This window comes from Streptococcus halotolerans (assembly GCF_001598035.1).
Lineage (GTDB): Bacteria > Bacillota > Bacilli > Lactobacillales > Streptococcaceae > Streptococcus > Streptococcus halotolerans.
In genome coordinates this window covers 446,121-462,681 of the sequence record NZ_CP014835.1, presented here as the reverse complement: position 1 = coordinate 462,681, position 16,561 = coordinate 446,121, and the positions used below count along the sequence as shown (strand labels likewise).

At 34.0% G+C, this 16,561-nt stretch carries 14 protein-coding genes; all 14 read right to left on the bottom strand.

What is annotated here, in order from left to right; translation table 11 throughout:
- Positions 1–587 precede the first annotated feature (587 nt).
- Positions 588–1,724 (bottom strand): AI-2E family transporter, encoded by a 1,137-nt coding sequence (locus tag A2G56_RS02105; protein WP_062708342.1) that lies wholly within the window; start codon positions 1,722–1,724, stop codon positions 588–590.
- 16 nt (positions 1,725–1,740) lie between these two features.
- Positions 1,741–2,355: an SGNH/GDSL hydrolase family protein gene (locus tag A2G56_RS02100; protein WP_062708339.1), complete on the bottom strand. Its 615-nt coding sequence runs from the start codon at positions 2,353–2,355 to the stop codon at positions 1,741–1,743.
- Between the two features lie 237 nt (positions 2,356–2,592).
- Positions 2,593–4,005, bottom strand: a complete 1,413-nt coding sequence (gene pepV, locus A2G56_RS02095; protein WP_062708337.1) for a dipeptidase PepV — start codon at positions 4,003–4,005, stop codon at positions 2,593–2,595.
- Between the two features lie 322 nt (positions 4,006–4,327).
- The gene (locus tag A2G56_RS02090; protein WP_237334431.1) at positions 4,328–5,740 is read right to left on the bottom strand and encodes a lipopolysaccharide biosynthesis protein; all 1,413 of its coding nucleotides are present in this window, start codon (positions 5,738–5,740) and stop codon (positions 4,328–4,330) included.
- A 9-nt stretch (positions 5,741–5,749) separates the two neighbouring features.
- Complete coding sequence (gene wecB, locus A2G56_RS02085; RefSeq protein WP_062708334.1) at positions 5,750–6,847, bottom strand: non-hydrolyzing UDP-N-acetylglucosamine 2-epimerase; 1,098 nt, start codon at positions 6,845–6,847, stop codon at positions 5,750–5,752.
- Positions 6,848–8,185, bottom strand: coding sequence for an O-antigen polymerase (locus A2G56_RS02080; protein WP_082785089.1), 1,338 nt, complete (start codon positions 8,183–8,185; stop codon positions 6,848–6,850). It abuts the gene before it with no gap.
- 2 nt (positions 8,186–8,187) lie between these two features.
- Positions 8,188–9,075, bottom strand: a complete 888-nt coding sequence (locus tag A2G56_RS02075) for a glycosyltransferase family 2 protein (protein WP_062708331.1) — start codon at positions 9,073–9,075, stop codon at positions 8,188–8,190.
- Positions 9,076–9,087: 12 nt separating this feature from the next.
- Entirely contained in the window at positions 9,088–9,900 is an 813-nt protein-coding gene (locus tag A2G56_RS02070) for a LicD family protein (protein ID WP_062708328.1), read from the bottom strand.
- Positions 9,897–10,643, bottom strand: coding sequence for a WecB/TagA/CpsF family glycosyltransferase (locus A2G56_RS02065; protein WP_062708325.1), 747 nt, complete (start codon positions 10,641–10,643; stop codon positions 9,897–9,899). Before A2G56_RS02065 ends, A2G56_RS02070 begins: the two co-directional genes overlap by 4 nt.
- Positions 10,643–12,016 (bottom strand): sugar transferase, encoded by a 1,374-nt coding sequence (locus A2G56_RS10055; RefSeq protein WP_157761187.1) that lies wholly within the window; start codon positions 12,014–12,016, stop codon positions 10,643–10,645. The genes A2G56_RS02065 and A2G56_RS10055 overlap by 1 nt, the downstream gene beginning before the upstream one ends.
- A gap of 783 nt (positions 12,017–12,799) precedes the next feature.
- A complete protein-coding gene (locus A2G56_RS02055; protein ID WP_062708322.1) occupies positions 12,800–13,561 on the bottom strand; it encodes a tyrosine-protein kinase in 762 nt (253 codons plus the stop codon).
- A gap of 14 nt (positions 13,562–13,575) precedes the next feature.
- On the bottom strand, positions 13,576–14,259 hold the full coding sequence (locus A2G56_RS02050; RefSeq protein WP_062708319.1) for a Wzz/FepE/Etk N-terminal domain-containing protein: 684 nt from the start codon (positions 14,257–14,259) through the stop codon (positions 13,576–13,578).
- A 15-nt stretch (positions 14,260–14,274) separates the two neighbouring features.
- The gene (locus A2G56_RS02045; RefSeq protein ID WP_062708316.1) at positions 14,275–14,997 is read right to left on the bottom strand and encodes a CpsB/CapC family capsule biosynthesis tyrosine phosphatase; all 723 of its coding nucleotides are present in this window, start codon (positions 14,995–14,997) and stop codon (positions 14,275–14,277) included.
- A complete protein-coding gene (gene cpsA, locus A2G56_RS02040; RefSeq protein WP_062708313.1) occupies positions 14,990–16,450 on the bottom strand; it encodes an LCP family glycopolymer transferase CpsA in 1,461 nt (486 codons plus the stop codon). The genes A2G56_RS02045 and cpsA overlap by 8 nt, the downstream gene beginning before the upstream one ends.
- Positions 16,451–16,561 lie beyond the last annotated feature (111 nt).

Here is a 16,561-nt window from a genome sequence, read left to right as displayed (position 1 = left end):
AATACTACTCTAACACAGGAGTCGTCTTATAGTAGTTCACGTTGTCCTATCATCAAATCTTAAACACATGAAATAGCATCATTATTACAAAAACTGCCACAAGGACTGCAATCGCAGCAATCCTTTTACAATTTCCCAAAGTATTCATTCGAGTGTCAAATCCTTTACCCAATATCATATAGCCAAATACCGCTCTATCCCCTATTTTTAACAAATAAGTTAACTAAAGCACGTGACCTAAAATGACACTAATGACACTGACAAACGATTATAACTGAATGTTTTGCTTCATATCATTTTTTATAGTGTTGCTTTATTACCTGGCCTTTTATCGTTGTGATTATTGAGATGTCTCCTTGACTATTTTGAGGTGAAGTTTGTAACATTTTTAATAGAATCCATCAAAACAATATCACAATGTCAACAAAACGCTAGTCTGTCATCAGCTTAACAAAGTGAATACTCACTCGGTTCTTGTAGAAATCTTTCATCATCTTGCCACCTGTTCATGTTACAGCAAAAAAGCTCTTAGAAACTGAATTCTAAGAACCTTGTTTGTATTTGCGTCTAACATTTTTATGACCTGTTTAATAATGTGGTGGTCTCACTTGTTTTTCCGACTTCTTCTGCTTCTCTCTGACATTGTCTTTAAGCACTTGATAGAAGGTTCCTGCGATTGGAACAGCGACTAGCATCCCTAAAACACCATTGACAGCACCTCCGACAGTAATCGCTAAAAGAACCCACATCCCTGGAAGACCAATAGAATTTCCAACAACTTTAGGATAAATAAGGTTACTTTCAATTTGTTGCAGGATCAACAGGTAAATGATGAAAAAAACAGCCAACTGGAAAGATTCTGTCGCAATTAAAATAAAACCAACTCCAGCTCCAATAAAGGCCCCGACAATCGGAAGCAAGGCAGTAAAGGCAATTAAAACCCCTACGGTGACAGCATAAGGAAAACCAAAAATAACCATACCAATAGCGGTTAAAGTACCAAGAATAACGGCTTCAAGAGTTTGCCCCACAAAGAAACTATGGAAACGGTCATGAAGGATCTCCGTAACATAGAAAATTGTTGAAGCCCATTTACCAGTATAAAGTTCGGTCAAAGTTCTCGATTGTCGAATCAAGGTTTCTTTATTTGCCAAAACATAGAAAGAAAAAACAAGACTGACAAAGACATTGATAACTGTTGAAGCAATATTGGAAACAGAGGTCAAGATGTTCGTCAGAACAGACAGCAATTGTTTGGTGATTTGCTGCGTTAATTTAGAAATGTTCGAACTGATATCGGAGTTTTGACCGAAAGCATCTAAAACACGATCAACCATTTTGTTGTCATTTAATTCAGAAATGATTTTTGAAACAGCTCGGGTATCAACCTTCAAGAGAACTTGCAAACTCGAAATCAAATCTGGAAGAACGATTGAAAAAATCCAAACAACCACTAAAATAAAAGTCAGATAAGCCAAAAGCATTGAAATAGGACGTTTTACCTTTAGTAAAAATGATAGCTTGATAAACTTTTCGAACCAGTTTTCGTAGACATACATGACAATGTTAATAATGTAGGCAATTCCTGCCCCCACTAAAAAGGGTTTTAAAGCATTCCAGAACGTTTTGAGCAGATCAGCACCACTTTCCCAATTCTGATAAATCCCAAAACAGAGAAAGAAAGTCAGAACGATATAACCTACTTCTTTTTTTGTAAATTTCACAAATTCTCCTTTGATTCTATAAGTACATCTTCAAGTGTTCAGAAATAAGAGCATAACCTTTTTGACTTAAGTGTAAACCATCAGTTGTATACTCATCAGCCAAGTTGCCCTCTTCATCGCATAAATAAGGATAAAGATCAATATAGTCAGCCAACAGTTGTTCTTCAAGTTTCTGATTCAAACGCTGAATAGCATTGTTATGTCGGACTTTTACCCTGTCTTGATAGTCTTTCTTATGGCTAACCGGCAAAACCGAAACCAAATACACCTTGGTCGCAATGGATTCAAACTGGATAGTTTCCAAAATGGACTCAATATTTTTAAGAATATGTTCCTCATCGTAACCAAGACCAAAATCATTGGTTCCAATTAAAATAAAAAGCTTAGCAGGTTCTACTTCTAAAACCTGTTCTTTGATGTGCGCTTTAAGCCAATTGGTATCTGTTCCAGCAATCCCTCGATTTAAGATGGCTTGTTCTCGACCAAAAAATTTCTTTAAAGGGAAAAATTCAATAATCGAGTCCCCTGTAAAAACAATCGCATCTCTGGGGTCCCGCTGATTAGCAGACAGATAATCGGCTAATTTTTGTTGGTGATATTTGGCCAAGTCAGATCCAATAACTTCAAACATAGTCTATACTCCTGATATTAGTAACAGTCTCTATTATACCGTTTTTTGGCTTAAAAACCAGTTTCAGATTGTTACTTTTTTTGACTGTCGAGGGCAGTGGCTTGTCCCCTCAGATTGACACAAAATCCTTAAAAAGGTTGGGTTAACTCTCATTATAATCAGAAAACCCAAAAAGGCCGAAGAAAGTTCGCTTAAAGCGGACCTGTCCTTCAGCCTAAGAGAGCTATTGATTCTTTCTTATTTTATCAATTCGTAGATTCCCTCTGCATAAATAGCAGCTGCTGTAAAGAGTTCTTCAACATCAGAGAATTCATTAGCTTGGTGCATGGTATCGATAGAATCTGGGAAAAGGGCACCAAAGGCAACGCCACGCTCTAAGAGACGGCCAAAAGTACCACCACCGATAACTTGCTCGTGACCTTTAAGCCCTGTGTGCTTTTCATAGACTGAAAGTAGGGTTTCAACTAATGGGTCTTCAACTGGCACATAGTGTGGCGTATGTTCATGCTCAGAAAGCGTCACTTTTTCAACCCCATCGAGCTTTTCAAGCCCAGCTTTAATGGTTTGAGTATCTGTTCCTTTAGGGTAACGGAAATTAAGCGCAATAGTGTTGTCTGCTTCTTCTTTCAAGAATGAGAAAACACCAGCATTCATGCTAACTGATCCCATTTTGTCATCAGTATAAGCCAAGCCAAGTTTTTCAGCTTCAAAGTCTTCATGAAGAACATCAGCTGTAATATCAATAAAGGTACGTGCTCCACCTTCAAAAGCTAAATCTTTCAAGAAATTAGCAAGGAAGGTTGCACCGTTCACACCCTTGTATGGCATAGAGCCGTGGGCAGATTTACCATTAACGGTAATCGCCACATTACCATCATTATCTTGAGAAATCTCACCAGTCAAGTCGTTATCGGCGTTAAAGACACGAAGTTTTTCAGATAAGTCTTCAAAATTAATATCACCTGAAATAAGAGCTGTTGCTGATTCAGGAACCATATTTTCACGCAGACCGCCTTCAAATTTATGAAGAACGACCGCGCCATCATTATCACCTGAGAAATGAAGGTATTCAGTGATATTACCTTTTTCGCCGTTGATGATTGGAAACTCAGCGTCTGGAGAAAAACCAAAATCAGGTTTTTTAACACCAGCGTGCTCAAAGTAATAATCCATGTCAGCCCAACCTGACTCCTCGTCAGTACCTACCACAAAGCGCACTTTTTTAGAAACAGGAAGGCCAAGTTCTTTGATGATCTTCAAACCGTAATAGCATGCCATCGTAGGGCCTTTATCGTCAGATGCCCCACGCGCATAGAGACGACCATCTTTAATAACAGGTGTGTAAGGGTCAGTATCCCAACCAGAACCAGCAGGAACCACATCTAGGTGACCAAAAATCCCCATGACCTCATCACCGTCACCAAATTCAAACTCACCCGCATAATTATCGATATTTCGTGTCTTGTAATCATCGCGCTTAGCAATCTCTAAGAATGCCTCCAAAGCTTTAACAGGACCAGGACCAAATGGGTGCTGCTCATCTGCTTGACTATCGTCACGCTCAGAGTTAATACTCAAAAGAGTAAACAGATCTGCCATCATATCCTCACGGCGTTTATCAACTTCTGCTTTAAAATCAATCGTAGACATAAACATACTCCTTCACTAATCAGTCAAAAACTGACCTAATCAACTAAAATATAACTAGAAATTTTTAATTTCAATATCTCATTATACCACGAAATGGAAAGGATTTCACGGGATTTAAAAAAGCCACTTGTAGTGACTCCTTAACTCCAGTTTTTATAAAAAGCATTCTGGATGATTCATTTTCCAACACTAGCTCGTCTTAGCAATATTTGAAACGGAATAACCGTAGCCACTATTTCAGATATTATATCAGTAATTTTGAATACACTTATTCTAAAATGTCAACAAAAAAACGACAAATCCCATCTAATTAACTTCAAGTCTAAATATCTCTTAAAGACTTCAATAAAGTTATATTTTTCTTATTTAACGTTATACAGTAGTAAATGATTAAGGCCATAATATAGATTATAAGAGATATTTGAATTTTTGCAAATATATTGGCAAAAATAAACACTAATACTATAAGTAACTCTAAGAACATATCTTTCGAAAGTTCAATATTCAAAAGTTTTGTTAAATAAAGTTCCAATACTGTACTTCGGAATGCTAATAATATTACAATAGAACAAACCGAAAGGTATAGACTTTTTAGTAACCCAACAGAGATCAAAGCCACAAAAACGCTCATCAGAGTTGATAAAAAATTAATTTTAAAAATGAGTTTCTCTTGTCTCATAGCTTTTAGATAAGTGTTCAATAGCAGAGAGGTCTTCCCTTCAAATACAACCATTGGAAAAATAATACCCATGAATTCTAGACTAACTTTATAAGCTGGCAGCCAATTTTCTAATATTAGTCGAATTGGGTAATATGACAATAAAACTGTTAACATAGCCAACATCAGTAAAAGTCTCATAGACTCATAAACTCTTGACAACTTGTCTGGATGAGTACGTTTTAACATTGGGAATACTACAACTCCAACTGCATTAATAAACGTCATAACTAAGTTAGATAGACTTAACGTTAACGATACTTTACCAAAGGTAGCAATATCCCACCCCTTTTGAATAGCGAACCTTACAACGCCAATAATTAAATTACTAGCAATATTTGCTAGCATTAAATTACTGCCAACTTTAATATTATCCCAACTATCTTTAAGTTTAAACGGTTGTATCCTTGGAGTAAAAGTTATTTCTCTACAAACTATAACTGCGTAAATTAATGAAATCAATCTACCAATATTATCAACAATAATCATGTTTTTAAAACTAACATGATTTAATAATAAAAGAACTACCAATAACAACGCGTAGATAAATCTATCTGCAATAGTAATGATTGAGGCGTCCTTTATTCGATTAGTTGTTTGAAGCGTATATATATATAAAAGTCTAGTATTTGTTATAACGAAATTTAATGATAGAGCAATAAAGATAAATAGTGTATCCCCTCCATCTGTCAACACTAAGCTTAAAACTATGCTGATTAATGAAATGACCGATTGGAAAATAATAAAACTTGATATCTGTGATGAAAAGTATGATCTATCTAGATTTTCATATATCTTACCTCCAAATTTTAGATAAATCCCATCACACCATCCAAAATGAAAGAAACCAATATAAGTCAGATAAAAGGTATAAAGCTGCCAGTAACCATACTCATTTACTCCAATTACTTTGGGTAACACTAAAATGACTAATGAAGAGATAATTAAGGTAAGTAAATTCGAAGTGATTACATAACCAAAATTTTTTACTATCTTTTTTAATTTATCTGTATTCAAAATAAATCCTTATAATTCTTTTAGTAATATATCTGAAATTTGCTGAGAAGCTGTACCATCACCATAAGGATTACTTGCCTTACTCATTTTAAGATATTCGTCTTTATTGGTTAAAAGACGATTGAAATTTTTATAAATATTTTCTTCTTCAGTGCCTACAAGTTTTAAGGTTCCTGCTGCCTCTCCTTCTGGCCTTTCAGTAGTATCCCGCATTACGAGAACAGGCTTTCCTAGGGATGGTGCTTCTTCTTGAATCCCCCCTGAATCAGTCAAAATTAAATAACTTTTGTTTAAGAAATTATGAAAGTCAATAACTTCAAGAGGTTCAATTAATCTTAAGCGATCATCGTCCCCGAAGATTTCATTTGCTGTATCACGTACAACAGGATTCTTATGAATGGGATAAATTGCTTTTAAATCTGGATTTTCATTTAACACACGCTTAATTGCCTTAAACATATTTTTCATGGGCTGACCTAGATTTTCCCTACGGTGAGCTGTAATCATAATTAATTTGGAATCGCCAACCCAATCAAAAAGTTTATGGTTATAATCTTCTTTTACTGTTGTTTTTAGTGCATCAATTGCTGTATTTCCTGTTACAAAAATTGTTTCTTCTTTTTTTCCTTCTGAAAGTAAATGCTGTTTTGAAATTTCTGTGGGGGCAAAGTTAAAATCAGATACAATTGAAACAGCTTGCCTATTAAACTCCTCAGGAAATGGACTCGAAAGATTATAAGTACGTAATCCTGCTTCTACATGACCTACTTTAATTCCAGAATAAAATGCTGCTAATGAAGTAGCAAAAGTCGTAGTTGTATCTCCATGTACAAGTACGATATCTGGTTTAAAATCATCGAATACTGGTTTAATTTTTTCTAAAATACTTGTTGTAATAGTATACAGAGTTTGATTAGGCTGCATAATTTCTAAATCATAATCAGGTACAACTTCAAATACATCAAGAACTTGCTGCAACATCTCTTTATGTTGCCCTGTAACACAAACCTTAACATCAATTTGATCAGATTTCTTTAATTCATTCACTAGTGGACACATCTTAATTGCCTCTGGACGGGTACCAAAAACTAGCATAATTTTTTTCATTTATATCTCCTCCCTTTCTATTTCATCATCATTATTTATAAAAGCAAATCCTGTCGGCGTAAACTTAAACTGCCAATAAAAAACGGATAACAGATAAAATAAAATAATTGCAATAAGAGTAAATACGCTGATAATTGTCATCGAATACTGCTCAATTGATGATAAAAATATCCAATAGAATAAATAAGAATATACCATAACATTGATATCCCAAAGTGTACTTCTTGATTTCGAACGAATAACTATATAGTATAAAAATCCAAAAAATAGACCAATAGAGAAAACAAATAGATACATACCGATTGGACCAAAATCATGCAGTGGTCGTCTAAAGAAAGTATAAACATTACCTATTGTTACGCCAAGCTGTCTAAATTCTAAATGAACAGTAGCCTTATAATCTATAAAACCTGCATCCCCAAGCATATTTAAAATTGGTACAAATGTTTCTGAACCGAAATATCTCGATGGTGATATCGGATGTTGAATATATTGATTAAAATGTTGGATTGGTCCACCAATATAAGTCGAAACAGATTCCATCATTGTTCTAGTTGTCGTTCTACCAACTAAAAATAGCCCATAATAGAAGCTAGGGATACCTACTAAAATTCCAGACAAACCTACGAAAATATATTTCCCAGAAATAACCTTATTCCATCCTGTTTTAGTTTTTTGAAGAATATAAGTCTGTACAATCCCAGCAAAAACTAACTTTAAAATATCTTGCCTACCACCAGTTAAAGAGGTTTTATAAATAAAAATAAGAACAGGAATAATTAACAACAAATCTTTACCTTTCTTATTATTATAAATAAACTTATCAATCAGAGTAAACATAAAAATATAGGCAGTAATATCTACAAATCTTACTAACAAACGTATAGAGGAGGAAAACTCTAACACCCCCTCATAGTTAGTTGTATTCCTGATAAACCACTGCAAACTCTGACCGCGGTAACCAGCTTGAGCCGCCAATTGTAGCATTTCTTTTCTAAATAAGTACACAATAACTATATCTGAAATAATTGCAAATACTACTTTCCAAGTTGCTATATCTACTTTACTATTTGTAATTTTTTCCGAAATTGAAGGAATTTTATTTGCCATAAATAAAATTGGCAAACTGAAGACTACAATACCAGATGTAATATAAAAAGTAGCTAGAAATGAATAGTCAATCTGCCAATTCTTAGCATTAATCAAGGCAAATATAGTACTAATAATAAACATTCCTAGCATCACAACTGGTGGCGATAAAATATCTCGTTGCGAAAGTATATAGACGAGAAAAAATAAAATTAATAAACTTATAAATAAAACTAGCAATAAAGTCATTACTACTTCACTCCATTCTCATCAAATGACTTAATGACATCCAAAAAGATACCTGTAGACTCATAGTTACATTTATTAGCAAAAAGCGTTTTTTTCATCATATTGTCATAAACGACATTTGTTGAAACGTTTTGGTGATGTAATACTTTTAATTCTGGATAATAAATTGTCTTGTAACCTTTTTTATCACAAATATAGTCTAATATTTCAGTTTCGTAATAGAAAAAAGTGCCTGGATAAAAAGCATAATCTTCTCTTTTTATATAATCTTTTGAATAAATAACACAAGATCCATGAAGTGGAACATTATAATAAACTTTAGAAAAATCTATGGATTTTCCTTTAGTTCTGGATTGGTAAACAAAAGTTCTTAAGAAATCGTTTGATTTTAACCATACCTTTAACTTTATTGAAAGTGATACTTTTCTATTTTTTTCAAATTTTTGATGTAAATTCAAAACTTCTTCATAAGTATAATGAGAAAGTCTTTTTGGACTTTGATGTAATTCGTAAGTTGTCGAATAGATATCAGGGCCTAAAACATAAAATTTCTCATCCTCATAAATGTTATATAGTTTTTGATAAAAATTATCTGAATCTAATTCTACATCGTTATTCATAACGATCATAAAATCAGGATTATACTTTTCTTTTGTATAAACATATCCAATGTTATTTCCACTGGCAAAACCAGCATTTTCATCATGTAGTAAAACATCAACAATATCATTATTTCGATATAATTTAAACAATTCTTGTCCAGAATTGTTTGGTGAGTGATTATCAACAATGATTATTCTAATGTCTTCAGTTTCTCTATTCATGATAGATTCAACACATTTTATGGTTTCTTCTTTTACCATATAATGCAAGATAATAAAGCAAATCATATTTTTATCTTTCTACTTATGGTGAGATTTTTTTTCATCAGGTTCTTCTGATAGATAATTTTCACCATACATAATTTTTAAATAGGTATCATAGTCAGTCGGAATCAAAAACCGCTCCGTTTCAAATTGATGCCAAACGCCATCTCCCCATATTTCTACGGGCATCACTTCTTTTTTAAATAATGAAGCAGTTATCGTACCCGCATAATTTTGTTTTTTCCAATCGTATTTTGTATAGAGGCTATCCAACATGCGATAAACTTTAGTTTGAGGGAACATTTTGTGTAATAGGAGTCCCTTTGCTATATTTATCAGCATTTTTTGTTTAGGAGTATGCATGTCAACATGGCCATCTACATAGGTTGTACCTAAACTTGCCAAAAAACGGAGTGCGTAAACTTTACCAAAATAAATATTTCTTTGAAATCTACCATTGGGTGCTCCATCAAGAGGCAAAATATCAATTAGATGTAACCCTAAATGAGTATTTGATGGTAAACCTAATTTCTCTCTTTCCTCTTCAATAAGAAAGAGACGAGGAAAATAGCAATGTAATTCAGGTTGATATTTACTGTTTAAAATTTGATACTTATTGGCAATTTTTCGATTATTAAAAATCTCAATCAATCTATCGTAATCATCTCTAGGAACAGCGATATCCATATCATCATCCCAAGGAATGAAGCCGTCATACTTGACAGCCCCCATAACACTACCACCTCTTAAGAAAAATGATATATTTTCTTCATCACAAATTTTTTTAAACTCTTTCACAGCATCAAGAAGTGTATCTTGTAATTTTTTTAAATTAATTTGTTGATTCATATACTCTTTTCTTTCTTAGCCTTCAACACTCGTTTGATAAACTCGATGTTTCCTACAAAATAACGTCTAAATAATCGCTTAGGTTCTTTAGCAACCCTATACAACCATTCTAAATGAGATTTTTGCATCCATAATGGAGCCCTCTTGATCATTCCAGATAAAACATCAAAACTACCACCCACCCCCATAAACACGGAGTCGCTGCCATCCTCTAAAAATTTTTCAATTAAGTATTCTTTTTTAGGAGATGTAATACCGACGAATACAATTTGTGGTTTTTTCTGACGAATTTCCTCGGAAATCAAATCAATTTCATTATCATTAAAATAACCGTTCCTATGACCAGCAACAACTAAATTAGGATAATCATTTTTAAAATTGGTCAGCATTTTTTGAATAACTTCTTCTTTAGCACCAAGGAAATAAACTGAATAAGCTTTCTTTTCTGCTAATTTAAGAAGCTCTTGCATTAAATCGACACCAGCAACCCTTTCGGGTATATCAACTCCAAGATAGTTTCCTGCCAGAACAACTGAAGCTCCATCAGCGTTGACAATATCACAATTGTTAACAATTGTCATCATTTTGGAATCATTACAGCACTGATTTATTTTATCAGCATTAACACCCATTAAATGTAACGGCTTATTCTTTTGGATAAATTCTTGATCAACTACATCCACTGTCTCACCCATTGTCAAAGGGTTAATCTTGACACCTAGCATTTTAACTGCTTCAATCATTATTTACTTCCATCCCTCTTCAATACTACAATTATGGTTTTCAAAAATATCTTAACATCTAACCATACTGACCAATTTTCAATGTAATAAGTATCTAACTCAACTACTTTTTCAAAATCAGTAATATTACTTCTTCCAGAAACTTGCCACATACCTGTTATGCCGGGTTTCATGGCTAAACGTTTAAAATGATGCAATTCATATTTATAATACTCATTTAATGTAGGAGGACGAGTCCCAATAACTGACATGTCTCCTTTCAAAACATTGATAAATTGAGGTAACTCATCAATTGACCAGTCTCTCATTTTCTGACCAAAAGGAAAGATCCGAGGATCATTATCCATTTTAAACATTAAGTCAGAAGACAACTGATTTTGAGACATTAACTCTTTTTTTCTTTCTTCAGCATCTAAGTACATGCTACGGAATTTATAAACATTAAAAATTTTGCCATTTTTTCCGATACGTTTTTGCTTAAAAAGCATTGGTCCTTTAGATTGCTTTTGGACTATGGGATAAATCACAACAAAAACTAGTCCCATGATAATTGTACCCAAAGAAGCAATGATAATATCAATACCTCTTTTTACCAATAATTTTCGATAACTAATGACATTTAAGGCAGATGTGATGAAGAAACGTTTTCCAATACGAGTTATTGCATATTTACGCTGCGTGATCTCACTTGAATCTAAAGCCATTGATACCGGAAGTCCTATTGAATGAAAATACTTTTGAACTGGGAGGTAGTCTTGTTTCGACTCAGCCGAAATAATGACTTCATTAATCTCTTGATGACTTAAAAAATTACGAATATCTTCAAGTGATTTAAGACGATAAAGACCTTCTCTGTTTTCTTTTTCTTGATTAAACACCGCTTTCACATCGTAATTATATGACATCAATTTTTTCACATAATTTTCAACTGAGCTATTTGGAGCCACTAAAATAACATTTTTTTTGAATTTTAAAAAGTAACTACAACATAATAAAGTAACTATTCTGAAAATAAAACAAGAGAAAAATACAACAATAAATTGGATAAATAAGGCATCAGAATTCAAGCTAATAACGCTAGATCCTAAAATAATTTCTTTTAAGAATTGAATGACTAAAATACTAATTAAGAATTTCCAAATAAATTTAACACTCAACCAGAAAAATTCTTTTACCGTTACCTTATGGATTAATGAATAGTTATTAGATATGACTGTTAAAAATACGGTTGATAATGCTAAAAAAATAATATCAATATAAGAGTCTAAATAAGGGTATTCAAAAAATAGGCTTAGAACTAAGCAACTTAGACATAGACTAATAAAATCACTAAGTAAAAATAACATTTTTTGAACAGATGCTTCACTATACAATCAATACTCCTTTCTCACTCTGACTAATAACCTCAACTTGACGAATAAATATAATCTACTTGTAGTGCCAACAAATTTCAAAATGCAATAAAAAAACTCGATTGGACTAAATTGTAAGTGACAAAACATATAGTATAGTCCTAATGAGCTGTTTTAATCGAAGTTTAAGATAATTTGTCTAATTATCTTAAAAGTTATAAAAGATAAGACATCACTCAACACTACTGCTATTATAGTCGGTATGGCCTTACAACTTTACTGTCCAACTCAAATCACAGAGCAAACATCTTAAAAGGACTCCCTGATAAATGATATAATTCGTCTACATATCTGTACTTATATCGATTAAGAGTTCGTATGCTTGTCACTTCATCGTACTTTATCTAAACTATACTGTCATACAATTTTCAGTCGAGATATAAAGATAGTTGATGATATCTATTAAAAATTGCAATCAGTCTCTCTGTTTCAAAATGACTGCAGTTACCTCCGCAAGTAATATCGAGACAGAAAGGCTAGCACTTAAAAATTCATTTATGTTGAAATATAGCAGAAGCGAATCAACCAAAATAATTGGACATTAAAGATAATGAAATAAACTTTTGAAACTCTCTTTTTCTTAACTTTACAGTCTATTTGAAATTAAACAAACATCGACAATAGGAGCTACTATAACTGCAGCTGAGATTGGAATGAATACTACTACTACTCTACTTAATCTATAATTCAATTTCTTTTGAGCTTAACTAGGCTTACAGATATAACATCAATCTTATCGACAAGCTATCTTGATGCTCTTGAACGTGTCTTGCGTTTACTTTTTTTAGCTTTCCTGGTCTCTTTTTTGGGTTCTGGATTTTTACCATAATTCCCGTAAGAACCATAACTTCCATAAACGCCGTATTTTTCTTTTGTCAAATCAACTTTATTTAGAATAACGCCCAAGAATGGTGTTCCGCTTTGTGTCATTTGCTCAACAGCCTTTTGGACAAAACGTCGCTTGATAGCGCCCGCTTCAACAACCAAAAGACTAGCGTCACATTGATTAGCAATGATAGCCGAGTCAATGACTAACCCAATTGGTGGCGAGTCGATAATGATGTAATCGAAAATACTTCTTGCTTTTTGTAACAACTGATCAAACTGAGCATTTTGTAACAAAGACGTTGGATTAGGAGATTTTTGTCCAGAAGGAATAACTACAAGATTGTCAATATTGGTACTACAAAAAATTTCAGTAATACCTGCATTACCTGTTAAATAACTTGTTAACCCTTCATAGCTTTCAAGTGCTAAAAAAGATCCTGTTATCACAGAGTTTCTAAGATCTGCATCGATTAGTAATGTTTTAAAACCTGCGTTAGCAAAAGAGTTTGCTAAACTAACGGAGGTTGTTGATTTTCCTTCGTTAGGTTGTACAGAAGAGATAACAATCGTCTTTAAATCATTACCAGAAAATTGAATATTGGTTCGAATCGAGTTGAAGTATTCTTCAGTTTTCGCCAACGCTTGTTCTCGCTTGCTATGTAGTTCTAGTCTAGGCATAACTAGTCTTCTCCTTATAAGTGTTTAGAGTCTGGAACGATGCCCAGTAATGTTAATTTCAGTTGGTCTTCGATGTCTTCTGGTCTTTTAACGCGGTCATCCAAGATTTCAACAATCATAACACCAATAATCGTAATCGCAAAACCGACAGCAAAACCTAATAGTATATTTCGTTTAGTATTTGGCGTTGCTGGAGATTTTGATGGCTTCGCTGCCTCAAGTGTAGTCACATCTTGGACATTTGTGACTGTTTTGATTTTCTCTGCTGAAACTTCTCGAATGGTATTCGCAATGTCACTAGCTTCATTCGCGTTTTCATCCATGACACTAACCGAAATAATCCGGGTTTCAGCTGGAATGCTCACTGACATCTTAGCAGCTAGTTGTTTGGGAGATAATGTCAGACCTTTTTTTTCAACAACTTCAGAAAGAACATCCTCAGAAGTGATGATTTCTTTATAGTCATTAACCAAATAACCGCCAGCCTGAATATCCTGAACAGTTGGATTGTCGGCGCCTGAAGATTGACTAACCACGTATAATCTTGTCGTCGACTTGTACTCTGGTGTGATGACAAAAATACTAATCAGTAAACCGATAACAGCCCCTATTAGGGAGATTAGTAAAATGAGAAACTTTCGATTCCATATTTTTTTAAATAATTGTAAAATATCAATTTCAATTGTTGGTGTTTGCATGTTTTCTCCTAGTTTTTATTGAGCAATAATCGTTTTTGGGGTATGGTAAAACAAGTCATTTGCTATGGTAGAACCTTTTTGTTTCAAAACGACCTGATAGGCTTGAGCCATATATGGAGGCCTCTTCGTTAGATTGTGCATATCACTAGCGATACAGTCAATCAGATCATGCTCCAAAAAGAATCGTCCACGTTTTTTATACTGCTTCTCCTTATCACCAAATAGTTTTGGTTTCAAAAGATGAAGACTATTAACTTGCGTATAGCAGCCCATATTTCTAAGTTCTTGAACTCTTTCTTGATGAAATTCTAAAGCATTGTAACGCTCGATGTGAGCAACAACAGGGATTAAACCAAGCATTAAAACTCGCGTCACAGCCCTGTGAATCTCTTTCCAAGGGGTTGAGCCGCTAAATTCAAGTAAGATATAACGACTATTATTATAGGTCGGAACTTGTTTAGACTCAAGCTTCTGTATTAAACTGGTCGTATAATAAAGTTCACCACCATAAAGTAGTTCAAGTCCTGAAAATTGCGATTCAGCTGCTTCTTTGACAAGACCATAATGATGGCGGATAACCTCTTCGGGGGTCTCAAACATTCCTTTTCTGCGATGAGATGTTGCGACGATAGTTCTAACACCTTGTCGATAACTTTCCCCAATTAATCCTATGCTTTCTTCTAGTGTACTAGGGCCATCATCAACATCAAAAATAATATGAGAATGAAGATCAATCATGTGACTCTCCCATTATCTTTTGGATTTCTGCCTTAGCTTTCTCTACTGAAGACTCATCAAGCGAATACATATAGAGGTTGGCATTTGGCATAGCATATGAGGTCAATTCTCCTGTTGATCCTGTTCCTGTAACTTCCTGAGAAGTCACGGAGAAGCGTCCGCCGCTAGCGATTTGGTCATTAGCAAAACGCATCATCGTTTCGGTTGGCATATTTGTCTGAATAGAATCACTTAATCCATTTACAATACTTGAAAAGTTTGATATCGTCTTGAAACTAGATAATTTATTAACAATGGCAGTGATCACCTTTTGCTGATTTTTACCACGATCGTTGTCTCCGCCTTCTAGTTGATAACGTTCTCTCGCGAATACCAAGGCTTTTCTAGAATCTAGAGAAACTTTTCCTACCGGGAAATCATAACCATTGCTAGAAAAAGCTTGATCATTGATCACTTCAATGCCTCCTAGCAAATCGATCAGGTTCATAAAGGACGTGAAGTTAATGCGCGCATAGTAATCAATGTTAATGCCATACAGATTTTCGAGCGTTTTTTCTGACGTTTCAACACCATAAATTCCAGCATGTGTTAATTTATCAAATTGATTGGCACCACCGTCCGGAATCTTAACATAGGAATCCCGTGGTGTTGTTGTTAGAAGAATCTTCTTAGTCTTCTTGTTTATTGTCATAATCATGTTAACATCAGATCTAGACACCGTAGTAATCGGACCGTAAGTATCGATACCACTGATGTAGACATTCATTACATCAGACTGATGCTGCTTGAGTTGATTTTTTGATTTTTTCCGAATGGTATAAGTGTAGAGGGTCTTTATATTATCCTTAACAGATTGATCCAGCTGCTCTAACAACGGCATATAAGCACTGTTTATCACCATCGCCTTACTGTGATCTGCTTGAATCGTCTCGTAAGCTGTTTGGTAGGATTCTGTTTCAGCCAGAGATAACTCTTTTTGTTCACTTTCCAGAAGATGATCCTTTAGTTGAGCGATATTGGTTTTGTCTAGAGCGACTGGTGCCTCGACCGCTGTCACATCTGATATGGAATTGAGCACACTATCTTTATGAGCGATAACTGACATCTCCACTTCCGAATAAAAAGCTGATTCATTCATTCTCTTTGTCGCATCAACCGTTGATTTGGCAAAGAAAAGAATACCACCAACTAAGAGCGATGATAACATGAGGACAACAGTTACTAATTTATTGAGTTTATTGCTAATGAGGCATATCAGTGCTATTAAAAAAATCAGTATCCAGACAGCAAATATGATCCAATTTAGGCCATTAACCGCTAAAATGTGGTTTTTATATAAGATAAATGCTGTTAAACCTGCTAATAATGTATATAAGCCCAACAAACAGGTGTTAATCAACTGCCATGTTCTTGACCGATAACGACCGTTTATTGAGCGCTTATGCTTCGCCATAGTTTTCTACTCCCATTTTAATACCAAAGAACATTGTACATCATTTTAACATTTTTAACAATATTTCTACGTTGGTATAATGATTTTAATAGGCGTCGCTATTTATTAGAG